This is a genomic window from Acidocella aluminiidurans, from assembly GCF_055383125.1.
Genome location: NZ_AP031589.1, coordinates 3,296,918 through 3,323,208, shown reverse-complemented (window position 1 = coordinate 3,323,208; position 26,291 = coordinate 3,296,918). Strand labels below are relative to the sequence as shown.

The 26,291-nt window shown below is 61.6% G+C and carries 22 protein-coding genes; 2 read left to right on the top strand and 20 right to left on the bottom strand.

Annotated elements, in window-relative coordinates; genetic code table 11:
* From rplC to rplK, 11 genes are all read right to left on the bottom strand, one after another.
* Window positions 1-675 (bottom strand): 50S ribosomal protein L3, encoded by a 675-nt coding sequence (gene rplC, locus ACZ46S_RS16345; RefSeq protein ID WP_464062598.1) that lies wholly within the window; start codon window positions 673-675, stop codon window positions 1-3.
* Window positions 676-689: 14 nt separating this feature from the next.
* Window positions 690-998, bottom strand: coding sequence for a 30S ribosomal protein S10 (gene rpsJ / locus ACZ46S_RS16340; RefSeq protein WP_008494541.1), 309 nt, complete (start codon window positions 996-998; stop codon window positions 690-692).
* A 36-nt stretch (window positions 999-1,034) separates the two neighbouring features.
* Complete coding sequence (tuf, locus tag ACZ46S_RS16335; protein WP_464062597.1) at window positions 1,035-2,222, bottom strand: elongation factor Tu; 1,188 nt, start codon at window positions 2,220-2,222, stop codon at window positions 1,035-1,037.
* A 47-nt stretch (window positions 2,223-2,269) separates the two neighbouring features.
* A complete protein-coding gene (gene rpsG, locus ACZ46S_RS16330; RefSeq protein ID WP_008494539.1) occupies window positions 2,270-2,746 on the bottom strand; it encodes a 30S ribosomal protein S7 in 477 nt (158 codons plus the stop codon).
* Window positions 2,747-2,758: 12 nt separating this feature from the next.
* A complete protein-coding gene (rpsL, locus tag ACZ46S_RS16325; protein WP_008494538.1) occupies window positions 2,759-3,130 on the bottom strand; it encodes a 30S ribosomal protein S12 in 372 nt (123 codons plus the stop codon).
* Between the two features lie 377 nt (window positions 3,131-3,507).
* Entirely contained in the window at window positions 3,508-7,665 is a 4,158-nt protein-coding gene (gene rpoC, locus ACZ46S_RS16320; RefSeq protein WP_295737295.1) for a DNA-directed RNA polymerase subunit beta', read from the bottom strand.
* 56 nt (window positions 7,666-7,721) lie between these two features.
* Window positions 7,722-11,906, bottom strand: a complete 4,185-nt coding sequence (gene rpoB / locus ACZ46S_RS16315) for a DNA-directed RNA polymerase subunit beta (protein WP_464062596.1) — start codon at window positions 11,904-11,906, stop codon at window positions 7,722-7,724.
* 139 nt (window positions 11,907-12,045) lie between these two features.
* Complete coding sequence (gene rplL / locus ACZ46S_RS16310) at window positions 12,046-12,429, bottom strand: 50S ribosomal protein L7/L12 (RefSeq protein WP_295737290.1); 384 nt, start codon at window positions 12,427-12,429, stop codon at window positions 12,046-12,048.
* 92 nt (window positions 12,430-12,521) lie between these two features.
* Window positions 12,522-13,046, bottom strand: a complete 525-nt coding sequence (rplJ, locus tag ACZ46S_RS16305) for a 50S ribosomal protein L10 (RefSeq protein WP_008494533.1) — start codon at window positions 13,044-13,046, stop codon at window positions 12,522-12,524.
* A gap of 261 nt (window positions 13,047-13,307) precedes the next feature.
* Window positions 13,308-13,997, bottom strand: a complete 690-nt coding sequence (gene rplA, locus ACZ46S_RS16300; protein WP_295737285.1) for a 50S ribosomal protein L1 — start codon at window positions 13,995-13,997, stop codon at window positions 13,308-13,310.
* A 3-nt stretch (window positions 13,998-14,000) separates the two neighbouring features.
* Window positions 14,001-14,435: a 50S ribosomal protein L11 gene (gene rplK, locus ACZ46S_RS16295; RefSeq protein ID WP_008494531.1), complete on the bottom strand. Its 435-nt coding sequence runs from the start codon at window positions 14,433-14,435 to the stop codon at window positions 14,001-14,003.
* Window positions 14,436-14,591: 156 nt separating this feature from the next.
* On the opposite strand from rplK, the gene pncA reads away from it, so the two are divergent.
* Window positions 14,592-15,221 carry a bifunctional nicotinamidase/pyrazinamidase gene (gene pncA / locus ACZ46S_RS16290; protein WP_464062595.1) on the top strand — a complete coding sequence of 210 codons (630 nt, stop codon included), beginning with the start codon at window positions 14,592-14,594 and terminating at the stop codon, window positions 15,219-15,221.
* Between the two features lie 59 nt (window positions 15,222-15,280).
* Here the strand turns inward: pncA and ACZ46S_RS16285 are convergent, their stop codons facing one another.
* The gene (locus ACZ46S_RS16285; RefSeq protein ID WP_295737277.1) at window positions 15,281-15,925 is read right to left on the bottom strand and encodes a cold-shock protein; all 645 of its coding nucleotides are present in this window, start codon (window positions 15,923-15,925) and stop codon (window positions 15,281-15,283) included.
* Between the two features lie 238 nt (window positions 15,926-16,163).
* On the opposite strand from ACZ46S_RS16285, the gene ACZ46S_RS16280 reads away from it, so the two are divergent.
* On the top strand, window positions 16,164-17,903 hold the full coding sequence (locus ACZ46S_RS16280) for a DEAD/DEAH box helicase (protein WP_464062594.1): 1,740 nt from the start codon (window positions 16,164-16,166) through the stop codon (window positions 17,901-17,903).
* Window positions 17,904-17,963: 60 nt separating this feature from the next.
* On the opposite strand, the gene lexA is transcribed toward ACZ46S_RS16280, so the two are convergent.
* The 8 genes from lexA to ACZ46S_RS16240 form a co-directional block, all read right to left on the bottom strand.
* On the bottom strand, window positions 17,964-18,671 hold the full coding sequence (gene lexA, locus ACZ46S_RS16275) for a transcriptional repressor LexA (protein WP_464062593.1): 708 nt from the start codon (window positions 18,669-18,671) through the stop codon (window positions 17,964-17,966).
* 84 nt (window positions 18,672-18,755) lie between these two features.
* A complete protein-coding gene (locus tag ACZ46S_RS16270) occupies window positions 18,756-19,955 on the bottom strand; it encodes a molybdopterin molybdotransferase MoeA (protein ID WP_464062592.1) in 1,200 nt (399 codons plus the stop codon).
* A complete protein-coding gene (gene moaC / locus ACZ46S_RS16265; RefSeq protein ID WP_464062591.1) occupies window positions 19,952-20,422 on the bottom strand; it encodes a cyclic pyranopterin monophosphate synthase MoaC in 471 nt (156 codons plus the stop codon). Before moaC ends, ACZ46S_RS16270 begins: the two co-directional genes overlap by 4 nt.
* Window positions 20,419-21,222 carry an indole-3-glycerol phosphate synthase TrpC gene (gene trpC, locus ACZ46S_RS16260; protein ID WP_464062590.1) on the bottom strand — a complete coding sequence of 268 codons (804 nt, stop codon included), beginning with the start codon at window positions 21,220-21,222 and terminating at the stop codon, window positions 20,419-20,421. The genes moaC and trpC overlap by 4 nt, the downstream gene beginning before the upstream one ends.
* Window positions 21,219-22,238, bottom strand: coding sequence for an anthranilate phosphoribosyltransferase (gene trpD / locus ACZ46S_RS16255; RefSeq protein WP_464062589.1), 1,020 nt, complete (start codon window positions 22,236-22,238; stop codon window positions 21,219-21,221). The genes trpC and trpD overlap by 4 nt, the downstream gene beginning before the upstream one ends.
* Window positions 22,235-22,828 (bottom strand): anthranilate synthase component II, encoded by a 594-nt coding sequence (locus ACZ46S_RS16250; protein ID WP_464062588.1) that lies wholly within the window; start codon window positions 22,826-22,828, stop codon window positions 22,235-22,237. Before ACZ46S_RS16250 ends, trpD begins: the two co-directional genes overlap by 4 nt.
* A 3-nt stretch (window positions 22,829-22,831) precedes the next feature.
* Window positions 22,832-24,340 (bottom strand): anthranilate synthase component I, encoded by a 1,509-nt coding sequence (trpE, locus tag ACZ46S_RS16245; protein WP_464062587.1) that lies wholly within the window; start codon window positions 24,338-24,340, stop codon window positions 22,832-22,834.
* A 20-nt stretch (window positions 24,341-24,360) separates the two neighbouring features.
* Window positions 24,361-26,235: a SurA N-terminal domain-containing protein gene (locus ACZ46S_RS16240; RefSeq protein ID WP_464062586.1), complete on the bottom strand. Its 1,875-nt coding sequence runs from the start codon at window positions 26,233-26,235 to the stop codon at window positions 24,361-24,363.
* Window positions 26,236-26,291 lie beyond the last annotated feature (56 nt).

Sequence of the window (26,291 nt, the reverse complement as noted above, 5' to 3'; positions counted from 1 at the left end):
TCAGCCCTTCAGACCGGCGGGATAGGCGGCATCCTCGGGACGCGCCTTCTTCACCGCATCGCGCACCATCACGTAACCGCCCTTGGAACCGGGCACCGCGCCATGCAGCAAAACGAGATTACGCTCGACATCCACACCTTCGACCTTCAGGTTCAGGGTGGTGACGCGCTCCTGGCCGAGATGACCGGCCATCTTCTTGTTCTTGAAGGTCTTGCCGGGATCCTGACGGTTACCGGTCGAGCCCAAGGAACGATGGCTGATCGAAACGCCGTGAGACGCCTCAAGACCGCGGAAGTTCCAGCGCTTCATACCACCGGCAAAGCCCTTACCCTTGGTGATACCGGCAACGTCGACGAACTGACCAACGGTGAAGTGAGCAGCGGACAACACAGCGCCAGGCTCCAGCGCGGCATCGTCAGCCACGCGAAACTCGACCAGCCTCTGCGCCGGCTCAACCTTCGCCTTGGCGAAGTGGCCCTTCTGCGCCTTGCTCACATTCTTGGCCTTGGCCTTGCCAATGCCGAGCTGAACCGCGCTGTAGCCATCAGTCTCAACGTTACGCGCCGCCACAACCCGCACCTCATCCAGGTGCAGAACCGTGACCGGCACATGCGTGCCGTCTTCCTTGAACAGCCGGGTCATCCCCAGCTTTTTTGCGATCACACCGGTACGCATAATACCACCTAAGCTTAGATCTTAATTTCGACTTCGACGCCGGCGGCCAGGTCGAGCTTCATCAGCGCGTCCACGGTCTGCGGGGTCGGGTCAACGATATCCAGCAAGCGCCGGTGCGTCCGAATCTCGAACTGCTCGCGGCTCTTCTTATCGACGTGGGGGGAACGGTTCACAGTGAACCGTTCGATATGGGTCGGCAAAGGAATCGGCCCCCGCACCTGCGCGCCCGTGCGCTTCGCCGTGTTCACGATGTCCTTGGTGCTGTTATCCAGCACGCGATGGTCATACGCCTTCAGGCGAATACGGATGTTTTGGTTGTCCATCTTAACTCGAACTCTTCAGATACTGGGGCCGATTGATTACTTGCTGATCTGGGCGACGACGCCCGAACCAACGGTGCGACCGCCTTCACGGATCGCGAAACGCAGACCTTCGTCCATGGCGATCGGAGCGATCAGCTCAACAGCGATGGTCACGTTGTCGCCCGGCATCACCATTTCGGTGCCTTCCGGCAGCGTCACCACACCGGTCACGTCCGTGGTACGGAAGTAGAACTGCGGACGGTAGTTGGTGAAGAACGGGGTGTGACGGCCACCTTCTTCCTTGGTCAGGATATAGGCCTGGCCAGAGAACTTGGTGTGCGGCGTGATGGAGCCCGGAGCCGCCAGAACCTGGCCGCGCTCAATGTCTTCACGCTTGGTGCCACGCAGCAGAGCGCCGATATTGTCACCAGCCTCGCCCTGATCGAGCAGCTTGCGGAACATTTCCACGCCGGTCACGGTCGTCTTGGTGGTCGCACGAAGGCCGACGATCTCGACTTCCTCACCCACCTTGATCACACCACGCTCAACGCGGCCGGTCGCCACGGTGCCACGACCGGAGATGGAGAACACGTCTTCCACCGGCATCAGGAAGGGCTTGTCGACAGCGCGCTCCGGCTGCGGAATGTAGGCGTCAACCTGCGCCATCAGCTCCAGAACGGCGTTCTTGCCGATTTCCGGGTTGGTGTCGTTCAGAGCGCAAACAGCCGAACCCTTGACGATGGGGATATCGTCGCCGGGGAAGCCGTAGTTGGAGAGCAGCTCGCGCACTTCCATCTCGACCAGCTCGACCAGATCGGGGTCAGCCAGATCCATCTTGTTCAGGAACACGACCAGAGCCGGCACGCCGACCTGACGGGCCAGCAGGATGTGCTCGCGGGTCTGCGGCATCGGGCCGTCAGCAGCGGAGCAAACCAGGATCGCGCCGTCCATCTGGGCGGCACCGGTGATCATGTTCTTCACATAGTCGGCGTGGCCGGGGCAATCGACATGCGCGTAGTGGCGGTTGTCGGTCTCATACTCCACGTGCGCGGTGGAGATGGTGATGCCGCGGGCGCGCTCTTCCGGCGCCTTGTCGATCTGGTCGTAGGCGGTGAAGGTCGCGCCACCCTTCTCGGCCAGCACCTTGGTGATGGCGGCGGTAAGGGAGGTCTTGCCATGGTCAACGTGGCCGATGGTGCCAATGTTAACGTGCGGCTTGTTGCGCTCAAATTTAGCTTTGGCCATTAAACTGCTCCGTGTGTGCAGGCTAAAAACTTGGAATGGTCAGAAGATTACCAGCGATAATGGCTGAAAGCCTTGTTGGCTTCGGCCATACGATGGGTGTCTTCACGCTTCTTGACCGCAGAGCCGCGATTATTCACCGCATCCTGCAGCTCGTTCGACAACCGCTCTTCCATCGTGTGCTCGCCGCGCTTGCGGGCAGAGTCGATGATCCAGCGGATCGCCAGCGCCTGACGACGCTCGGCGCGAACCTCGACGGGGACCTGATAGGTCGCACCGCCAACGCGGCGGGAGCGAACCTCGATCGCCGGCTTCACATTGTCCAGCGCCTCGTGGAACAGGCGCACCGGGTCGGCGTTCGGCCCGCCGCGCTTCTTCAGCACGTCGAGGGCCCCATACACGATCCCTTCGGCAACGGACTTCTTGCCGTCATACATCAGCACATTCATGAAACGGCTAATCACGATATCACCGAACTTGGCGTCCGGCAGAACTTCACGCTTCGTGGCGCGGCGGCGGCGGCTCATCTCAACCTCTCCTTACTTCGGACGCTTCGCGCCATACAGCGAGCGACGCTTGCGGCGCTTCGGCAGACCCTGCGTATCCAGAACACCACGCAGAATGTGGTAGCGCACGCCCGGAAGATCTTTCACGCGGCCACCGCGGATCAGCACCACAGAGTGCTCCTGCAGGTTATGGCCTTCGCCAGGGATGTAGCTCACCACCTCGAACCCGTTGGTCAGGCGCACCTTGGCAACCTTACGAAGCGCGGAGTTCGGCTTCTTCGGGGTCGTCGTGTAGACGCGCGTGCAAACGCCACGCTTCTGGGGGCAGCCCTCAAGGGCCGGCACCTTGTTGCGCTTGGCTGCCGGCTCGCGGCCCTTGGCGATCAACTGGTTAATGGTCGGCATATCTCATCCTGCTACGTGTTCAAAACCCGGATTCCTTGGCAAGGAGCGAATTGTCCACAAGAAATCACCGCAAGGGGGTATGGAACCCACCCTTACGGGACTGCTTATCCAGCACGCGGCCTAGGTGCTTATTTGCACGGCGCCGCACGCGCTAGACTTTTACAGACAACCCGGACCGGAAACCGGAACCGCGAGAGCGCTCTCCTTAGAAGCCGCTCCCCCCCAAGTCAAGCGATTCCATAGCGCCCTTTATCAAGAAAAACGCTGTATTCCGGAATCCTCATAGCTCATCGCCACGCGGTGAGGTTCTGCAGGCCGGAATCAAAACGGCACCCCGAAGGGTGCCGTTCAATATGCCTATATTATAAGGCGAGTCGTTACTCGGCCGCCAGCTCCGGTTTGGTCGAACCGGAACGCCCCCCAACGGACTGGCGGTCCCGCCCAGCCGCGATCGCCCGCAAGCGGTTCATCACGGAGCCGGTACCGGCCGGGATCAGTCGCCCGACGATGACGTTCTCCTTCAGGCCGGACAGCAGATCCATCTTGCCGGCGGTCGCAGCCTCGGTGAGGACGCGAGTCGTCTCCTGGAAGGAGGCGGCCGAGATGAAGCTCTGGGTCTGCAGGCTGGCCTTGGTGATGCCCTGGAGCACCGGCAGCCCCACGGCAGGGCGTTCGTCCGCCGCCAGCTTGGCATTCTCCTGCTCGAACTCCACGCGATCCACCAGCTCGCCCACCAGGAAGGTGGTATCGCCAGGCTCGGAGATCTCGACCTTCTGCAGCATCTGGCGAACGATCACCTCGATATGCTTGTCGTTGATCTTCACGCCCTGCAGCCGGTAGACGTCCTGGATTTCGTTGACCAGATAGTCGGACAGCGCCTCGACGCCCAGCACGCGCAGAATGTCGTGCGGCACGCGCGGACCATCGACCAGCGGGTCACCCAGGCGGACATAGTCGCCCTCCTGGACGGAGACGTGCTTGCCCTTCGGAATCAGATACTCGGTCTCTTCACCGGTCTCGTCATTCTTGACGATGACGCGGCGCTTCGCCTTGTAATCCTTACCGAATTCCACCCGGCCATCGATTTCCGCGATGATCGCGTGATCCTTCGGACGCCGCGCCTCGAACAACTCAGCCACGCGCGGCAGACCACCGGTAATGTCGCGAGTCTTCGAACCCTCACGCGGAATACGCGCCAGCACGTCACCCGCCGCAACCATGGCACCGGATTCGATCGAGAGGATCGAGTCAGGCGAGAGGAAGTAGCGCGCTTCGGTCCCGTTCGCGAGACGGAGGATCTCACCATTGGAGTCCTTCAGCAGCAGGCGGGGGCGCAGATCCGCGCCACGAGCCGACTGCTTATAGTCCACCACCACCTTGGAGGTCAGGCCGGTGACTTCGTCGGTCCGCTCCACCAGGGTCACGCCCTCGATGAGATCGGCATATTCGACGATACCGGCGCGCTCGGTAATGATCGGCAGGGTGTAGGGATCCCACTCGGCCAGCTTCTGACCACGGGCCACATCCGCGCCTTCATCCACGAGGAGTCGCGCACCATAAGGCACGCGGAAACGGGCACGCTCACGCTTGCCGGCATCGGTGAGGATGATTTCGCAATTGCGGCTCATCACCACCGGCACGCCGGCGGAGTTGGTCACCACCGCGCGGTTACGGATGACGACGGAGCCGTCATGGCTGGCTTCCACGTTGGACTGCTCGGCACCACGCTGCGCCGCGCCGCCGATATGGAAGGTACGCATGGTCAGCTGCGTGCCCGGCTCACCGATTGACTGCGCCGCGATGACACCCACCGCCTCACCGACATTCACCGGCGTGCCGCGGGCCAAATCACGGCCATAGCACTTGGCGCAAACGGCGATCTTGGTGTCGCAGGTCAGCACGGAGCGGATCTTCACCGTCTCGATGCCGGCCTTCTCGATCTTCTCGGCATGCGCCTCCTCGATCAGATCATTGCGGGCCACAATCAGCTCGTTGCTGTTCAGGTCCACAATATCCTCGGCGGCGGTACGGCCCAGAACGCGCTCGGAAAGCGACGCAACGATCTCACCGCCATCGCGCACCGCGCTCACCGTCAGGCCGCGCTCGGTCCCGCAATCATCCTCGATGATGATGCAATCCTGCGCCACATCGACCAGACGGCGGGTCAGGTAACCGGAGTTCGCGGTCTTCAACGCCGTATCCGCCAGGCCCTTACGGGCGCCGTGGGTGGAGTTGAAGTAATCGAGAACCGAGAGGCCTTCCTTGAAGTTCGCGATGATCGGCTGCTCAATGATCTCACCCGACGGCTTGGCCATCAAACCGCGCATACCCGCCAGCTGGGACATCTGGGCGGCAGAGCCACGCGCGCCGGAATGGCTCATCATCCAGACAGAGTTGGTCGGACGGCCGATCTCCTGCTTGGAGATCTCCTTCATCATCGCACCGGCAACCAGGTCCTTACACTTCGACCAGGCGTCAACCACCTTGTTGTAGCGCTCGCCGGCGGTGATCAGACCATCCTGGTACTGTTGCTCATATTCGCGCACTTCGGCGATGGTCTTGCCCACCAGGTCCTGCTTGGAGTCGGGGATACGCATATCGTCCTTACCGAACGAAATGCCCGCCTTCGCCGCGTGACGGAAGCCTAGCCCCATCAGACGGTCGCAAAAAATGACGGCCTCCTTCTGGCCGCAATGGCGGTACACGAGGTCGATCACGTCCTGCACGTTCTTCTTGGTCAACATGCGGTTGACCACGGAGAAGTTCAGGTTGGCGTTCAGCGGCAGCAGCTGGCCGATGAGCATACGGCCCGGCGTCGTCACCACGATAGAGGTCTTCACCTCGCCGTCCGCATTCATGTTTTTCACGCGAGCGCGAATCTTGTCGTGCAGCTTGATGGCGCCGGCGGTGAGCGCAAATTCGATCTCGCCGACAGTCCCGAAGGCCGACGCCTCCTCATCCTTCGCTTGAAGGAATTCCGGCGTCTCCAGAGAGAGGTAATACAGCCCCAGAACGATATCCTGGCTCGGCACGATGATCGGCTTGCCATTGGCGGGGCTGAGGATGTTGTTGGTCGACATCATCAGCACGCGACCTTCCAGCTGCGCCTCGATGGAGAGCGGCACGTGCACCGCCATCTGATCACCGTCGAAATCCGCGTTGAAGGCGGTGCAAACCAGCGGGTGCAGCTGGATCGCCTTGCCTTCGATCAGGATCGGCTCGAAGGCCTGAATGCCCAGACGGTGCAGAGTCGGCGCGCGGTTCAGCATCACCGGGTGCTCGCGGATCACCTCTTCAAGGATGTCCCAAACCTCCGGACGCTCCTTCTCCACCATGCGCTTCGCAGCCTTAATGGTGGTGGCCAGGCCGTATTTCTCCAGCTTGGCGTAGATGAACGGCTTGAACAGCTCCAGCGCCATCTTCTTCGGCAGGCCGCACTGGTGGAGTTTCAGCTCCGGGCCCACGACGATGACCGAACGGCCGGAATAATCTACGCGCTTGCCGAGCAGGTTCTGACGGAAGCGGCCCTGCTTGCCTTTCAGCATGTCAGAGAGCGACTTCAGCGGGCGCTTGTTGGTGCCGGTGATGGCACGGCCACGACGGCCGTTATCAAACAGCGCATCCACCGATTCCTGCAGCATGCGCTTTTCGTTGCGCACGATGATGTCCGGCGCGCGCAGCTCCATCAGCCGCTTCAGACGGTTATTGCGGTTGATGACGCGGCGATACAGATCATTCAGATCGGAGGTCGCGAAGCGGCCACCATCCAGCGGCACCAGCGGGCGCAACTCGGGCGGGATCACCGGGATCACGTCCAGCACCATCCATTCCGGATGGGTGCCGGATTCGAGGAAGTTTTCGATCAGCTTCAGGCGCTTGACCAGCTTCTTACGCTTGGTCTCGGAGGTGGTCTCCTTGAGCTCGGCGCGCATCTCGGCACGCGTCTCGGCCAGATCAATGCCCATCAAGATAGACTTGATCGCCTCGGCGCCGATGCCGGCGCGGAACCCGTCCTCGCCGAACTCATCCTGCTTGTTGAACATCTCGTCCTCGGAGATGAGCTGGTGCAGCTTAAGGTCGGTCGTGCCCGGCTCGAGAACGATATAGCTCTCGAAATACAGAACCTTCTCGACATCTTTCAGGGTCATGTCGAGCATGGTGGCGATGCGGGAGGGCAGCGACTTCAGGAACCAGATATGGGCGACCGGCGAAGCAAGCTCGATATGGCCCATGCGCTCGCGGCGCACCTTGGCCAGCGTCACTTCAACGCCGCACTTCTCGCAGATGATGCCGCGGAACTTCATGCGCTTGTACTTGCCGCACAAGCATTCGTAATCCTTGATCGGCCCGAAGATACGCGCGCAGAACAGGCCGTCGCGCTCGGGCTTGAAGGTCCGGTAGTTGATCGTCTCCGGCTTCTTGATCTCGCCGTAAGACCAGCTGCGGATCTGCTCCGGAGAGGCAATCTGGATCTTGATCTGGTCGAAAGACGTCGTCTGACCAGCGTTCCCAAGAATCTTCATCAAATCATTCATCACGCATCATCCTTATCTTGGCCTGGTATCCTGTAGTCGCTCTGGGAATGCCGGCCTTAAGAGGCCGACTGCTCCAGATCGACGTTCAGGCCCAAGGATTTCAGTTCCTTCAGCAGCACGTTGAAGCTTTCGGGGATACCGGCTTCGAAATTGTCCTGCTCGCGCACGATCGCCTCGTAAACCTTGGTACGGCCGGACACGTCGTCGGACTTCACGGTCAGCATTTCCTGCAGCGTGTAGGCCGCGCCGTAGGCTTCCAGCGCCCAGACCTCCATCTCACCGAAGCGCTGACCACCGAACTGCGCCTTACCGCCCAGCGGCTGCTGGGTGACCAGCGAGTACGGGCCGATGGAGCGGGCATGGATCTTGTCATCCACGAGATGGTGCAGCTTGAGCATATACATATACCCAACCGTCACCTTGCGCTCGAACGGCTCACCGGTACGGCCATCGATCAGCGTGCTCTGGCCGGAGATGTCGACACCGGCCTTGGCCAGCATCTCTTCGATATCCGGAATGCGGGCACCGTCGAACACCGGGGTCGCGATGGGCACGCCCTTGGTGACGTTGCGGGACAGCTCGACCAGCGCGTCGTCATCGAGATCCTTGATCTGGGTCTCGAAGATTTCCTCGCCATAAGCCAGCTTCAGACGGTCCAGCAGCTCCAAACGGGCTTCACCGGTGCGGCGATATTCTTCCACCGCCTTGCCGATCTGCTTACCGAGATTGGCGCAGGCCCAGCCCAGATGCACTTCCAGAATCTGCCCGACATTCATGCGCGACGGCACGCCCAGCGGGTTCAGCACCAGATCAACCGGCGTGCCGTCCTCCAGGAACGGCATGTCCTCGACCGGCACCACGCGCGAGACCACCCCCTTGTTGCCGTGACGGCCGGCCATCTTGTCGCCCGGCTGCAACTTGCGCTTCACCGCCACGAACACTTTGACCATCTTCATCACGCCAGGGAGCAATTCGTCGCCGCGCTGCAGCTTCTCAACCTTGCTCTCGAAGCGATCCTGCAGCTTCTTCACGGCAGCGTCGAACTCGCGCTTCATCAGCTCGATATTGGCCATCACCGCGTCGTCCTGCACGACAACGTTGCGCCAGGCCCCACGCGGCTGCTCAGCCAGCAATTCGGCGGTGATTTCCGTGCCCGCCTTGATGCCCTTGAAGCCGGAACCGGCAACCTGGCCGATCAGGGCTTCGCGCAGACGGTTCAGGAAGGAGCGCTCCTGGATACCCTTCTCGTCGTCACGATCCTTGGCCAGACGCTCGATCTCGGCACGCTCGATCGCCAGCGCGCGCTCATCCTTGTCCACGCCGCGGCGGTTGAACACGCGCACATCAACGATGGTGCCAGAGGTGCCGGGCGGCAGACGCAGCGAGGTATCGCGCACATCGGACGCCTTCTCGCCGAAGATGGCGCGCAGCAGCTTCTCTTCCGGGGTCATCGGGCTTTCGCCCTTCGGCGTCACCTTACCGACCAGAATGTCGCCCGGGTGAACTTCCGCACCGATATAGACGATGCCGGCTTCGTCGAGGTTGCGCAGCGCTTCTTCACCCACATTCGGGATGTCCCGGGTGATTTCTTCCTGACCCAGCTTGGTGTCACGCGCCATCACTTCGAATTCCTCGATGTGGATGGAGGTGAACACGTCATCCTTGGCGATCCGCTCGGAGATCAGGATGGAGTCCTCGAAGTTATAGCCGTTCCAAGGCATGAACGCGCACAGCGCGTTGCGCCCCAGCGCCAGCTCGCCCAACTCCGTGGACGGGCCGTCAGCAATGATATCGCCAGCGGACACACGGTCACCCACCTTCACTAGCGGGCGCTGATTGATGCAGGTGCTCTGGTTGGAGCGCATGTATTTGCGCAGACGATAGATGTCGACGCCCTGGGTCGCACCGTCATCGCCGGTCGCCCGGACGACGATACGCGCGCCATCGATCTGGTCGATGATACCCGCCCGCTTGGCCACGATGGTGGCGCCGGAGTCGCGCGCCACGGCGGCTTCCATGCCGGTGCCGACAATCGGCGCATCGGAGCGGATCAGCGGCACAGCCTGACGCTGCATGTTGGAGCCCATCAGCGCGCGGTTGGCGTCATCGTTCTCAAGGAACGGAATCAGCGCCGCGGCCACGGAAACCAGCTGTTTCGGCGAGACGTCGATGGCTGTCACGTCTTCCGGCTTGACCATCAAGAAGTCGCCATTGCGGCGCACGGACACCAGATCGTCCTTGAGCTGCCCGTCCTCGGCCTTGTTGGCGTCGGCTTGGGCGACCACCAGACGCTCCTCTTCCATCGCGGAGAGGTACTTGAACTCCGGCTGCACCTTGCCGTCAGTCACCAGCTGGTACGGGGTCTCGATGAAGCCATATTTGTTCACCTTGGCGTAGGTGGCCAGCGAGTTGATCAGACCGATATTCGGGCCTTCCGGCGTCTCAATCGGGCAGATACGGCCATAATGGGTCGGATGAACGTCGCGGACCTCGAAGCCGGCGCGCTCACGGGTCAAACCGCCCGGCCCAAGCGCCGAGAGGCGACGCTTATGCGTCACTTCGGAGAGCGGATTGGTCTGGTCCATGAACTGGCTGAGCTGGCTGGAGCCGAAGAACTCACGAACTGCCGCCGCAGCCGGCTTGGCGTTGATAAGGTCATGCGGCATCACGCTATCAATATCGACAGAGCCCATACGCTCGCGGATGGCGCGCTCCATGCGCAGCAGGCCGACGCGATACTGGTTCTCCATCAGCTCGCCGACCGAACGCACGCGGCGGTTACCGAGATTGTCGATATCGTCGATCGCGCCGCGCCCGTCCTTGAGCTCGTTCATGATCTTAATCGTGCGCAGAATATCGTCCTTGCGCAGGGTGCGCACGGTGTCCGGCACATCGATGCCCAGACGCATATTCATCTTCACGCGGCCGACGGCCGAGAGATCATAGCGGTCGGAATCGAAGAACAGGCCCTTGAACAGCGCCTCTGCGGTCTCGGAGGTCGGCGGCTCGCCCGGGCGCATCACACGGTAGATGTCGATCAGCGCATCTTCACGGTTGGCGTTCTTATCCGCCGCCAGCGTGTTGCGGATCCACGGGCCGTTCTGCTGGTCGATCGCCAGGGTCGGCAGCTCGTCAATGCCCTTATCTTCCAGCGCGGTCAGCTTCTGATCGGTGAGTTCTTCGCCGGCCTCACCAAAGATCTCGCCCGTATTCGGGTCATAGATGTCCTCGGCCAGGAAGCGGCCAACCAGATCGGCGCGCGCCACCAGCACGTTCTTGGTCTTCTCGGCGATCTTGCGGACGGTACGCGCGGTCAGCTTGTCCTCGACCTTGGCGACAACCTCGCCGGTCTGCGCGTCCACCAGATCTTCGATCAGCTTCAGGTTCCGGAATGCGTCCGCTTCGAATGGACGAGACCACTGGCCCTTCTGCTTCGAGAACACGACCTTGCCATAGAAGAAATTCAGGATCTCCTCAGCGTCCATGCCCTTGATTTCGCCGATCTCGACGCTCTCGCCCTTGGCGGCGCGGGCCTCGATCAGCTGCTCGGTGGCGGCGGAGGGCAGCGCGTAGAGCAGCGTGGTGGCCGGCAGCTTGCGCTTGCGGTCGATGCGCACATAAATCAGATCCTTGGCGTCGAACTCGAAATCGAGCCAGGAACCGCGATACGGGATCACCCGGGCGGTGAACAAATATTTGCCCGAGGAATGGGTCTTGCCGCGGTCATGATCGAAGAACACGCCCGGCGAGCGGTGCATCTGGGAGACGATCACGCGCTCGGTTCCGTTCACCACGAAGGTGCCGTTGTCCGTCATCAGCGGCATGTCGCCCATGTAAACAGGCTGCTCCTTGATGTCGCGAATGGAACGCGCGCCGGTATCCTCGTCAAGATCCCACACGATCAGGCGCAGGATCACCTTCAGCGGGGCAGCATAGGTCATGCCGCGCTGGATGCACTCCTCGACATCATATTTCGGCTCTTCGAGCTCGTAATGCACGAACTCCAGGCGGCCGCGGCCGGCGAAATCATCGATCGGGAAGACCGACTTGAAGACTTCCTGCAGGCCGGAATTGGTCCGCGCATCGGCCTTCACATTCATCTGCAGGAACGAATCATAGCTCGCACGCTGCACGTCGATGAGGTTTGGCATCGGCGCGACTTCAGGGATACGGCTGAAGCTCTTGCGAATGCGCTTGCGGCTGGTGAAAGACCCTTTGCCAAAACCATTGATCGCGTTCATCGCATCACCCTCGGTCAGATTGATCGTCTAAAAAAGCGTAGTCTTAAGAAACAGGTGGCAGGCGGCGCCCCAAAGGTCACCGCCTGCCCTTTTACCCTATGCACGCAACGGCATAATCACACCGTCGCGGGAAGAGGAATTACTTGACTTCGACAGTCGCGCCCTGCTCTTCCAGCGTCTTCTTGATGGCCGCAGCCTCGTCCTTGGAGACATTCTCCTTGACGGTCTTCGGCGCACCCTCGACCAGATCCTTGGCTTCCTTGAGGCCCAGGCCGGTGATGGTGCGAATTTCCTTGATCACGTTGATCTTCTTGTCGCCGCCATTGGCGAGGATCACGGTGAACTCGGTCTGCTCTTCGCCAGCCGGGGCAGCAGCGCCGCCACCAGCAGCCGGGGCAGCGGCAACAGCCACCGGAGCGGCAGCGGAAACGCCCCACTTCTCTTCGAGCAGCTTGGAGAGCTCAGCGGCCTCCAGGACGGTCAGCTTCGACAGCTCTTCAACGAGCGCGTTCAGGTCAGCCATTAGAATAATCCTTCGATAAGATAGGCTTTGTTTGGTTCAATGCAAGGCCGCACCGCGCGGCCCCGCGAAAAAGCGACAAGCGGGCGAAAACCTTAGGCCGCCTCGCTCTTCTGGGAATCGGCATACGCCGCGAAGACCCGCGCAAGTTGTCCGGCCGGAGCCTGCAGAACGCCGGCCACCTTGGTCGCCGGGGCTTGGATAAGCCCCAGGAGCTTGGCACGCAGGCTGTCCAGGGACGGCAGCTCGGAGAGCGCCTTGACACCATCGACATTCAGAACCTGATTGCCGAGGGCGCCGCCCAACAGAACAAACTTGTCATTGGTCTTGGCGAAGTCGACGGCAACCTTGGCCGCGGCAACAGGGTCAGCAGACCATGCCAGCGCGGTCGGCCCCTTCAGCAGGGGCGCGATACCGTCGAACCGGGTTCCTTCAAGAGCAAGAAGGGCCAGACGATTTTTCGCAACCTTGAAGCTCACCCCCGCCTCACGCATCTTGCGGCGCAGATTGGTCACATCAGCCACCGTCATCCCGTCATTCCGGGTGACGACAACCATGGACGTATCCGCGAACACCGCAGACAGTTCAGCGACGAATTCACGCTTCTCTATGCGATCCACATCCGTCTCCAACTTGACGGGCAGCTTGGCGTTGCCGCCTCACCACCCAGGTTACCCAAGCAACCGGGACCATCCCGGTCACTTTCGCCTGTCCTATGTCAGAACCACCAAAGCCCCGCCGAAGCGAAACATCTGGCACCTCTCTACCGTTTGCGGGGAACCCCCATTAAATCCGAGGATACATACGGTCTTGGACAGGTCGGGAGCCTCGCGGCCCCTGCCCGCTCCGGCCTAGCGGCCGAAGCGTATTCTCAAAAAACCTTAGGCGACGGTGGACACGTCCACGCGCACACCGGGGCCCATCGTCGAGGACAGCGCCACCTTCTGCAGATAGGTACCCTTGGCGCCGGTCGGCTTCGCCTTTTGCACGGCGTCGATCAACGCCTTGGCGTTCTCAACCAGCTTTTCCGCCTCGAAGCTCGCCTTGCCGATACCGGCATGGATGATACCAGCCTTCTCAGCACGGAACTCGACCTGACCGGACTTGGCGGCGGTGATCGCGCCCTTCACATCCATGGTCACGGTGCCCAGCTTCGGGTTCGGCATCAGGCCACGCGGGCCGAGGATTTTACCGAGCTTACCCACAACGCCCATCATGTCCGGGGTCGCGATGCAGCGGTCGAACTGAATGTCGCCAGCCTGGACCTTCTCGGCCAGATCGTCAGCACCCACCACGTCGGCGCCAGCGGCCAGCGCCTCTTCGGCCTTCGGGCCGCGGGCGAACACGCCCACGCGCAGAGTCTTGCCGGTGCCGTTCGGCAGCGAGATCAAGCCACGGACCATCTGGTCGGCGTGACGCGGATCAATGCCCAAGTTCAGCGAGATCTCAATGGTCTCGTCGAACTTCGCGGTGGCATTCTTTTTCGCCAGCGACACCGCATCGGTCAGGGCGTACAGCTTGTTGCGCTCAACCGTCTCGCGGGCAGCGTTCAGACGCTTATCTTTGGCCATCGTTTAGCCCTCCACCACGGTCAGGCCCATGGAGCGAGCGGAGCCCGCCAGCATGCGCACAGCGCCGTCAACATCGTTCGCGTTCATGTCCTTCATCTTGGTCGCGGCGATCTCGCGCAGCTGCGCGGTCGTCACCTTGCCCACGGCCGCGCCCTTGCCGGGGGTCGTGGTGCCCTTGTCGATGCCCGCCGCCTTCTTCAGGAAGTAGGTGTTGGGCGGAGTCTTCATGATGAAGGAGAAGGTGCGGTCAGCGAAGGCGGTGATCACCACCGGAACCGGCATGCCGGGCTCCATCTGCTGCGTCGCCGCATTGAATTCCTTGACGAACTGCATGATATTCAGACCACGCTGGCCGAGCGCGGGACCCACCGGCGGCGACGGGTTCGCCTTGCCTGCAGGGATCTGCAGCTTGATATAGCCGACAACTTTCTTAGCCATTTCTGGCTCCTTTCATCCTATGGCTTGCGCCATTGGACCGCGGTTCAAGCAGCCGGACACACCTATCCAAGCCTCCCACGTTCCGAGGGGCGGAGCCTTAACGCAACCGCATCGCACTGTCTAGCACCCGCTCGCGTTTTCCCGATAATATAAGCCATGCAAAAAAAAGCGGCCCTTCTGGTCATCGACCTGCAAAATGATTTCTGTCCCGGCGGCGCGCTTGCCGTCCCTGGAGGCAATGAGATTGCGCCTTTGATCAACAGCCTGGCGCGGCACTTCGACGAAGTTGTGCTCACCCAGGACTGGCATCCGGCGGACCACACCTCCTTCGCCGCCAACCACCCAGGGAAGGCCGCATTTGATACAATTCAGTTGCCTTATGGCCAACAAATCCTATGGCCCACCCATTGCGTCATGGGGACGTCGGGCGCCGCGCTCGTGCCTGGGCTCGACATCCCGCATGCGGGTCTGATCCTTCGAAAGGGCAGCCATTCTTCAATCGACAGCTATTCGGGCTTTCTGGAAGCGGATCGCGCCACACCCACCGGCCTTGCCGGCTACCTGCGGGAGCGGAGCATCACACACTTATATATATGTGGCTTGGCCTTCGATTTCTGCGTGCGTTGGACGGCCGAGGACGCAGCCCAGGCAGGCTTCGAGGTTTGCGTTGTTGAGGATGCGTGCCGGGCGATAGATTTACAAGGCTCGAGCGCGAAGGCCCGCGCGGCCATGCAAACGGCAGGCGTCAAGCTGGCCAAGAGCCAAGACATCTTGCAGCCACACTAATCGCCCCTCAAAACGTAAAAAACCCCGCAGAAGCGGGGTTTTTCACGGAAATTCGCCGGTTAGTCGACGATGATTGCGGAAACTTCCGGCCCTTTGGAGCCTTGCACCACACTCATCTTAACCGCCTGGCCCTCTTGCAGCGGCGAAAGGCCGGCTGCCTCAAGCGCTGTGGCATGGACAAACACGTCCTTACCGCCAGCTTCCGGGCTGATGAAGCCGAAGCCCTTGGTGGCATTGTACCATTTCACAATACCAGCCATCTCAACAGCGGGACCGGAGGCCTGCTGACGGGGTGGACGCGGCGCGCGGGGACGGTCAAAGCCGCCACCACCGAAGCCGCCCGGGGCACGCGGCGGCGGGGCCTCACCCTCGGTCACGGAAATAACCTGATTGACCTGACGGCCCTTCTGCCCCTGCCCCACACGGATCTGCAGCACAGAACCAGGGGTAACGGACTGGAAACCGGCACTCTGAAGCGAGTTGGCATGAAGAAACACGTCGCCGGACCCATCTGCCATCTCGACGAAACCAAACCCCTTTTCAGCATTATACCACTTCACAGTGGCCTTTGCTTCAGGGGCAGATGATTGCGCCCCAAACCCCGAGAAAGACGGCGGGAATGAAGGAGCGTTACCATAAAAATTATCGTCGTCGAAACCACGGCGGCGGCTCTGCCGCTGGCGGTCATTCTTCGGGGGTCGCACTATAAAAACTGTCCTCTAAAAGACTTTCGGGGCACCGGGCTCTAGCCAAGCAACAGCAGCATAGGCCACGCTGTGGCGGCCTTCAATCCCGAAATGCTGCTCCATCGCAAGCAATTCAGCTAAAATAGCTGCCATTTTTACGATTCTCGACCCAAGTGCGCATGAATATGCGCCGCTGCACGGCTGCACGGCTAATCCACCGCTTGTTGCCTGGCGCCCTAGCCCCTATGAGCCGCTCATGCCCTTCCCCGACACCAATCCCAGCCTCGCAAAAGCTCTCGCTCAGCGCGGCTATGCCGACCCTACCTCCGTACAAAGCGCAGTCCTCACGCCGGAAGCTGACGGGCGGGACTTGCTTGTATCCGCTCAAACTGGCTCCGGGAAGACCGTCGCATTCGGCCTTGCTTTAGCGGGTGGTATCCTCGGCGAGGCCGCGTCGATGCCAGCCACGCATGCGCCTCTGGTGCTTGTAATCGCCCCCACCCGTGAGCTTGCGCTGCAGGTTCACGCCGAATTGACCTGGCTTTACGAATTCACTGGCGCGCGGATCCTGTCCTGCGTCGGCGGCATGGACGCACGACGCGAGGCGCGCCTCTTGGCCGGCGGATGCCATTTCGTGGTTGGCACGCCCGGCCGCCTGAAAGACCATATCGAACGCGGCAATCTGCGCCTCGACGAGCTGGAAGCCGTCGTGCTCGACGAGGCCGACGAAATGCTCGATCTCGGGTTCCGGGAAGAACTCGAATTCATTCTCAGCACGGCGCCGGCCTCTCGCCGCACCTTGCTGTTTTCAGCCACAATCGCGCGCGACATCGCCGCACTTGCCCGAACCTATCAGCAAAATGCGCTGCGTATCGACACCGTCGCCGCCAACCAGCCTCATGCCGATATCGAATACCGGGCCGTCCGCGTTGCCGGCCACGAACTCGAAGCGGCCCTCGTCAATATACTAAGAGCGCAGGATAGCCGGGCGCTGGTTTTCTGCGCCACCCGGGATACTGTGCGCACGCTTCACGCCAACCTCGTCGCACGGGGTTTCACTGCGGCCGCCTTGTCGGGAGAACTATCCCAGGCTGAGCGTAACGCCGCCTTGTCAGCGCTGCGTGACGGGCGCGCACAGGTCTGTATCGCAACCGATGTCGCCGCGCGTGGGTTGGATTTGCCGGATCTCGACCTGGTCATTCACGCGGACCTTCCCACCAATAAGGCAACGTTCCTGCATCGTTCCGGCCGTACCGGGCGCGCAGGGCGCAAGGGGGTTTCCGTCCTGCTCGTCCCGCCTGCGCGGCGGCGCCGGGCGGAATTGCTCTTGCGGGAGGCAAATGCCCAGGCTGTCTGGGTTGACCCGCCGACGCCGGAGGACATCCGTGCAAAGGATGAGATACGCCTCCTGAACAATCCGCAGCTGCAAGAAACACCCGGCGAAATCGAGCTTGAGCTCGGCCAGAAGCTTCTGGCCCGGAGTTCACCGGAAATCATCGCTGCGGCTTTCGTGAAACTGGCCCAGGCCCATCTGCCACGCGCGGCGAACGTTACGATCCTGCCGCCCGAAGCCCAGCGCCCCGCCCGCGCGCCGCATACCGGCAAGGCATCCCATGGCCCGGTGAGCGAGGGCACTTGGTTTCGCGTGGCCCTTGGCCGCAAACAAAATGCCGATCCGCGCTGGCTGGTGCCGCTGATCTGCAAGGCGGGGGGCGTCAGTAAACAAGAGATCGGTGCCATTCGCATTTTTGAGCGCGAGACCAAGTTCGAAATTGCGGCCCATGCCGCGAGCGCCTTTGCCAATGCGGCGAACGCCCAGACCGAGGCGCGGATCGAGCCCGCCGCCCCGCCGAGCAGCCCCTCACGCGCTCGCACGCAGTTTTCCGAACGCGGCGATTTCAAGACGAAAGCGGCTCCGAAGCCATATGCGCCAAAACCTGGCGGCAAGCTCAGCGAGCAACAGCGCCGGCGGCAGAATAAAGCGTCTCGCCATTGATTGCAGCTGATCCGGCCTCGAAAGGGATCGGATCAGCCAATCAGGCTCTGCGGCACACGCTTAATATTGCCGCATCAGCGCGATCAGGCGACCTTGAACACGGACACGTTCAGCCGGGAAAATTCTCGTTTCATACCGGATATTGGCTGGCTCCAGCGCAATGGACTGCCCTTTCCGGCGCAGACGCTTCAGCGTCACCTCGTGATCATCGACCAACGCGACGATAATCTGCCCGTTTTCAGCCGTATCGCCGCGCCGGATGATCACTGTATCACCGTCCAGAATTCCCGCTTCGATCATCGAATCGCCTTCGACGGTCAATGCGAAATGCTCCCCGGCGCCAAGCATGGAGAGCGGGATTTCGATCGTCTCTTCATTATCGCGCAAGGCTTCGATCGGCAGGCCTGCGGCGATTTTACCGTAAAGCGGCAGAGAAATCGCGGAAGGTTCAAAACTCTCCAGCTCATCTTGCTGCGACAGCCCGCGAGTTCCAAAATGTCCTTGAATCACGTTGGGCGCAAAACCATGCGCCTGCGCCTTGCTCGGCGTTATATCCTGCGGCAGCCGCACCACTTCCAGGGCTCTCGCCCTGTGCTTGTGGCGGCGCAGGAACCCACGTTCTTCCAGGGCGGAAATCAACCGATGGATTCCGGATTTTGAACGGAGATCCAAAGCCTCCTTCATTTCCTCGAAGCTGGGGCTGCATCCGGTCTCGCGCAGATGCCGGTCGATGAATAACAGCAATTCATGCTGTTTCGGCGTCAGCATTGAACATCTCCGAATTTTAAAGCTTCTGGAACAAAGCAACAACAAGGTGATGTTCTAGTTTAGTTCTCGTTTTCGCGTCAAGCGTTACGAATGATCCAAGCGCAGGATCTCCACGTAATGATCCAGCTGGGCGGCCGGTGAAAACGGCACACGGCGGATCAGCGCGTTGGACCGCGCCAAGGCACGCAGCATTCCTGAATCCTGTACCGGCAGCGGTGTTACCCGCATTTCGCCGTCCGCGGTCTTAGCGATCACCGCCCGAACATAGTCTTCCCGCATATCATTGGCCCGCATCGGCGCCGCCAATCGCATGCTTTCAAAGCGCGGCGGTTCAGCGGGCAAACCACACAGCGCCTCGATGGCGGCGCGTAAAAACAACACCGCGCAGACATAAGCGGACACGGGGTTGCCGGGCAGCCCCAACACAGGCAACTCACCGAGTCTGCCAAATATCAGGGGCTTGCCGGGGCGCATCGCGATTTTCCAGAAATCCAGCGCAAAACCGTGCTGGGACAGCCCTTGCCTAACCAGATCATAGGCACCGACACTCGCCCCACCTGTGGTCAGCAACAGATCGGCTCCTTTGGCAGCTAACGCCGCCTGCGCAACCTCGCCAACAGCATCACGCGCAATCGGCAAAACCAGCGGCTCGCCGCCATGGGCTGCAACGAAGGCGCTCAGCATCAGGGCGTTGGAGTTGGCGATCCCCCCGGCGGGAAGCGGCTCACCCGGCAGGGCAATTTCGTCCCCGGTGCAGAGGATCGCGATGCGCGGGCGCCGGTGAACAGCCAGCCAGGGATGCCCCGCCGCGGCAGCCAGTCCGATATCCCGCACAGACAGCCGCGCCGCCGCCGGCAAGACCTCGTCACCGGCTTGTATATCCTGGCCCTTACGGCGGATGTGGAGCCCAACGCGCACGCTTGCTGCAGGCTCCACCAAATCCGCCGCGACGGAGGCGTTCTCCTGGATCAAAACGGTATCCGCACCGTTGGGGATCGTGCTTCCGGTAAAGATCCGAACCGCCTCCCCCGGTCCAACCTCACCCGCGAACGGGTGCCCAGCCGGCGCTTCACCGGTCAGCCGGAGCGGCTTGCCAAGCTCAGTGTCAGCAGCACGCACTGCATACCCGTCCATGGCCGAAACATCACCAGGCGGCACAGTCAGCCGGGAGATGACCGGGCGCGCCAGCACGCGTTCATAGGCCTGTGCCAGCCCGACCATTTCAACGGCCACGGGCTTTAAATCGGCGACAATCCGGGCGCGCGCCTCCTCGACACTGATCATGGTGCCGAAAAATCTCCGCTCTTGCCGCCAGTCTTTCGCGTCAGCCGAATCGCCTCGATCCGCATCGTCTTATCCGCGGCCTTGACCATGTCATAGATGGTCAAAGCCGCAAGACTGACGGCGGTCAGGGCTTCCATTTCAATGCCGGTGCGTGCCGTTGTCCGGGCCGTGGCGACGATCTCGACCGAATCCTGCTCCAGGATTAGGTCAATGCTGATTGCATCGAGTGGCAGCGGATGGCAGAGCGGGATCAGCTCTCCGGTTTTCTTTGCCGCCATAATCCCGGCGATTCGCGCCGCCGCGAGGACATCGCCTTTTTCAGCCTGATTGTCGCGGATCAAGCTGACGGTCTCGGGCCGCATCACCACCCGCCCCTTGGCCTGCGCCTCGCGAAGCGTCACGGCCTTGGCCGAGACATCCACCATGCGCGCCGAGCCGTCAGCGCCGATATGGGTGAGCTGGCTCAATGGCCTAGAAGCGCGTGCACGGCTGCCTCCAGGTCGTCCTGGCGCATCAGTGATTCTCCGACGAGGAACCCCTGCACACAGACTTTCCGCAGCCTTTCGACATCCTGGTTGGTCTTGATGCCAGACTCGGAGATCATGAATTTATTCGGCGGGCAGAGGCTCGAAAGCTGCTCGGTTGTCGCAATATCCGTCACCATGGTCTTCAGATTGCGGTTATTGATACCGATCAAGGGCGTCTGCAGCAGAAGCGCGCGCTCCATCTCTTCCTCATTATGGACTTCCGCCAGAACATCCATATCCAGAGCCCGGGCGAGCCCTTCCAGATCGCGGGCCTGATCGTCCTCAAGCGCCGCCATGATCAGCAGAATGCAATCCGCCCCCATGACCCGGCTCTCATAGACCTGCCATTCATCCAGCATGAAATCCTTGCGAATGACGGGCAGGGAAACAGCCGCGCGGGCCGCCTCCAGATGCGCGGTCTGGCCTTGGAAGTATTTTTCGTCGGTCAGAACGGAAAGGCAGGTCGCGCCGGCCGCCGCGTAGGCCCGCGCCAGCGAGGCGGGCTCGAAATCCGGGCGGATCAAACCGCCCGAGGGCGAGGCCTTCTTGATCTCCGCGATCAGTCCGGCCTGGTCCTGCGCGGCCTTATCCATCAAAGCCCGGCCGAAGCCACGCGTCTTGTCGGCGTCCCTGACCTCGGCCTTCAACTCATCAAGCGGCCTGCGCCCCTGGCGCTCGGCAACTTCAGCGCGTTTATCCGCGCAGATTTTCGCCAGCACATCGTCGATTACAATATTCATGCCTGCTCTCCGGAGACCCGCTTCAACCGTTCCAGAACAGCCAAAGCGTCACCTCGATCTATCGCCTGCGCCGCCAGCTCGACCCCTTGGGGCAGTGTTTCCACCCGGCCCGCCACAATCAGCGCGGCAGCGCTATTCAACAACACCGTGTCACGATACGCGCCTGCTTGGCCCCGCAACAAAGCCAGTAAAGCCGCCGCATTATAGGCCGCGTCTCCGCCTTTCAAGGCAGAGGCCGGTGCTGCGGCAAGGCCCGCATCCGCGGCCGTTACCCCGAATTCCCTGATCTCATTGGCCTTCAGCGAGACCACCTGATTCACATCGTCGAGCACGAGTTCATCCATGCCGGCGCCATGCACGATCCAGGCGGCTTCCGTGCCAAGATCACGTAGCGTTTCCGCTACCGGGCGCAACCAAAACGGGTCATACACCCCCATCAACTGGCGCCGCACGCCGGCCGGATTGGCCATCGGGCCGGTCAGGTTGAACAAGGTTCGGGTGCCAAGCTCCACCCGAACCGGGGCAGCGTGCCGCAGCGCGGGGTGATGGCGCGGCGCGAACAGAAAGACGCACCCAACCTCGCGCAGCACCGCCGATAACCGGTCAATGGGCGGCTCGATCGCAACACCAAGCGCCATCAACACATCCGCGGCGCCTGAGCGCGAGGACAACGCCTTATTGCCGTGCTTGGCGACAGGCACATCGCACGCCGCCAGGACAAATGTCGTCGCGGTGGAAATATTGAGGCTGGCGGCGCCGTCCCCGCCTGTGCCGCAAACATCCATGGCATCCGCCGGCGCTTCGATCGTGGCCATACGCTTTCGCATCGCCGTGACCGCGCCGGTCAGCTCCGCTACCGTTTCGCCGCGTGCACGCATGGCCATCAGCATCCCGCCGATCTGGGCGGGCGTGGCCTGCCCATCCATGACCACGCCGAATGCCTCTTCGGCCTCAGACACGGTCAAGCTTTCGCCCTTACCGAGGCGCGCCAGCACCGGTTTCAGCGAACTATTCACGCAGCAACCGGAACCTTCACCCCTGCGAGATGCAGGAAGTTGCGCAGAATATCATGCCCGTTCGAGGTCGCGATACTCTCCGGATGAAACTGCACGCCATAAATCGGCAGCTCCGCGTGGCGCAATCCCATGATAATGCCGTCTTCAGTGCGGGCCGTGGGCACCAGCACGCTGGGCAAGGTCGCCTGCTGTACGATCAGCGAATGATAACGGGTCGCGGTGAAGGGATTCGGCAAGCCTTCGAAAATGTCGGTATTATCGTGGAAGACAGGGCTGGTTTTCCCATGCACGGGCTGTGGTGCGCGCACCACCTGCCCCCCAAAGGCCTGACCGATCGCCTGGTGGCCCAAACACACACCGAACAAAGGCAGCTTTGCCGCAGCCGCCGCCTGTACCATCGGCAGACAGATCCCGGCCTCATTCGGCGTGCACGGCCCTGGGGACAAAACCACCGCCTGTGGCCGCATGGCCAGAACATCCTCGGGGCTCAACGCATCATTGCGCTTGACCACACATTCAGCGCCGAGATCCCCGAAAAACTGAACGAGATTGAAGGTGAAGCTGTCGTAATTATCAATAAGAAGAATCATCGCTCAAGCTCCCGGCGCGCTGACATAGCGCACGGCGTCCTCGGCGGCGCGGAACAACGCGCGCGCTTTATGCACGCTTTCCATATATTCGGCCTCAGCGTCGGAATCGGCGACAACGCCGACGCCCGCCTGCACATACATGCGGCCATCCTTCACCAAGGCGGTGCGCAAGCCGATACATGTGTCCATCTCGCCATTCGCCGCGAAATAGCCGATGCATCCGGCATATAGCCCCCGGCGCGACGGTTCGAGCTCCTCAATGATCTGCATCGCCCGGACCTTTGGCGCGCCCGACAAGGTGCCGGCGGGGAATCCGGCGATCAGCGCATCCAGCGCCTCAAGCCCCGGGCGCAGCTTGCCCTCGACCGTCGAGGAAATATGCATCACATGCGAAAAACGCTCGATGGCGAAGCTTTGCGCCACGCGCACAGAACCGATTTCCGATACCCGTCCGACATCATTGCGCCCGAGATCCAGCAGCATGAGATGCTCAGCCCGCTCCTTGGGGTCGGCCAGCAACTCTTCTTCCAGCGCGACATCTTCCTCGGTGGTGGCCCCGCGGCGGCGTGTGCCCGCCAGCGGGCGGATGGTCACTGTGCCATCGCGCAGTCGCACCAAGATCTCCGGTGAAGAGCCCACGGCCTGAAAACTGCCGAAATCCAGGAAGAACAGGAAGGGGGCGGGGTTAATCCGCCGCAGACTCCGGTAAAGCGCGAAGGCCGGCAAGGAAAACGGTGCTTCAAAACGCTGCGAGGGCACAATCTGGAACGCATCGCCTGCACGGATATAGTTCTTGGCGGTTTCCACCGCGCCCAGGAACTCTTCCTTTTCCATGTTCGAGCTCTGCTCGATCGGCGCCAGCAAACGCCCCTTCAGCTCCGGAACAGGCGCCTCCAGGGCTTTCGCCAGGTCATTCAGCTTGGCCTCGGCGGTCGCATAGGCTTGGACCGCTTCCACCCCTTGCTTCGGGTAGACCGGCGCCGCCAGGGTCATTTCATCGGTGACATTGTCGAACACGATCAACAGCCCCGGGCGGGTCAGAATCGCCTCGGGAATGCCCATTACGTCCGGCTTCAGCGCCGGCAGATCTTCCATCAGCCTGACCAGATCATAGCCAAGATATCCGTGCAGGCCGCCAATGCCGGGCGGAAGACCTTCGGGCACGTCCATCCGCGTCTCGGCGATCAAGCCGCGCAAATTTTTCAACGGCGCCTCGAAAATCTGGGCGAAGCTCTCCGGTTGGCTCTGGGCCTCCCGATTGACCGAAGCCACCCCTCGTTCACATTTCCAGACAAGATCGGGCGCCAAGCCGATAAAGGAGTACCGCCCGCGCGTCGCCCCGCCTTCCACGCTCTCCAGCAAAAAAGAATAAGGCTGGCCATGCGCGACCTTCAGATAGGCCGCAACCGGTGTCAGCAGATCGGCGATGCCGTGACGCCAGACCAGCGCGCCGCGACCCTGATCATAGGCGGCACGGAAGGTCTCAAAACGGTCTGGCGAAACGGCATTCATGACAAAAGTTCTTTCTTTCCTCACTGATAGATTTGCGCGAACAGCTTCTGGTTCACAGTGACCTTATCGCGCGCCTGCAGTCCGGCCAGAAAACTCCCGCCCAGATCATCCTGCAAGCCCTTATTCAGGCTCTGCTGCAATTGCGCATACATGGCGGGGTCGCTTTCTGGTGTCGGCTGCACCACCTTGCTCAGCGCCGCGACCAGGAAACCGTCCTTCGTCTGGATCATCGTCGCCTGACCCGGCTTCATCGCGAACAGGCTCGGGACGAGTGTCGGGGGTTGATCCTGGGGCTGGGTCTGCCGCGTGTAAGCCGGGCTGGCCGTGGCCGTAAGCCCTTGCGCGCTGGCCGCTTTCGCGATCGGCGTTCCGGTATTCACGGCATGCATGAGATCGGCGGCGATCACTTCCGCCTCGCGGATCTGCTGGTCCTGCTGCCAGGCCGCCAGAACCTTGGCTTTGGCTTGCGCGAAGGCCTGCACCGTAGGCGGCAGCAGCTTCTGCACCGTCAAAGCGTAATAGCTGCCATCCGGGCCGGACTGAAGCTTCGCGGCCTGTCCCGGTTGCGTTGCAAAAGCAGCCTTGACGATGGCGTTGCGCAGATCGTCGCCGCCGGGGATCGGCGCGGCAGAGCCATCCGGCGTCTGCCCGCCCGCATCCAGCGTCCCCTCAACCGCGACCAGACCCAGATTGCCCGGAAGCTGGTCCAACGGCGTCTGCCCGGCGAGCGCGTCCTGTAACGCATCGACATTCTTCGCCACATCCGCCTGAGCCTGCTGCAACTGCAATTGCTGCGTCGCCTGCGCGACCAGTTGCGCCTGATCTGGCCCGGACTGACCGATATCCGTAACTTTGAAAAGATACATACCCTGGCCGCCCGCAATGGGCCCCATCACCTGGCCGGCAGGGGCCGCAAAGATCGCATTCGCCAGCGCCCCGGACGGGATCTGGTTCTGCTGCATCTTGGTCAAAGGCACCGACGTGGCGTGATAGGATTTCGCCAGCGCCTGCATTTTTGCCCAGCTTGCGCCTTTCTTCCAGGCCGCAAGCAGTTGCGAGGCATCCGCCAGATCTTCGACAGAGAGCACATCCGCACTGCGCACCGGCGTGCTCGGGCTGTTTGCCTGTGCCCGCGCAACGGCTGCCTGAACCTGCGCCGGGGGCACCGTTTCCCGCGGCGCCATCAGGGCGGGGGACAAAATGACAAGCTGGATTTTACGATATTCCGGCGAAGTGAACTGGCTCTGATGATTCCGCCAATAACGTTGCAGCACATCGTCGGACGGCATGGCCGGCACCGGCTGCGTGTTGACCGGAACATTTACCAAAGACGCTGTCCGCTGCTCGCCCAGCAATCCAAAAATCTGGCCAAGCATTTCATCCGGCACTTGCGCGCCGTTGATGATTGGCGTGATCAACTGGCGCGAGATCACCTCGTCCTTGATCTCATTGATGAACTCGTTTTCGGACAGGCCATTCTGCCGCAGAACCTGTGCGAACTTGGCTTTGTCGAAGCTGCCATTGCTCTGAAAGGCCGGAATCCCGTCCAGCACCGTCCGCACGGCCGCGTCCGGCACGCCGATCCCGTCATCAGCCGCCGCCTTGCGCATGATTTTCTCGCGAATGGCGGCCGACAAGGCCTGCTCTGCCAATTGCTGCCGCGTCGCCTGATCCGGCGTTTGGCCCTGTTGCTGGTACTGGTTCAACGCGCGCTGATATGCGGCCTGGACGACACTGACATCGACAGGCTGGCCGGCCACGGTCGCGACCGCATTCGGGCTGCCCGCCATCGTGAAGACGTTGGAGACGCCCCAAAAAATGAACACCACCACCAGCAGCGCGAAAAACACACGCGCCACCCAGCTACCCATTAAATTCCGGACCCAGACCAGCATCGTCTCTCTTTACCCCAAACCGCCGCCTCTATAGCTAGGCGTCATGGACTGGGCAA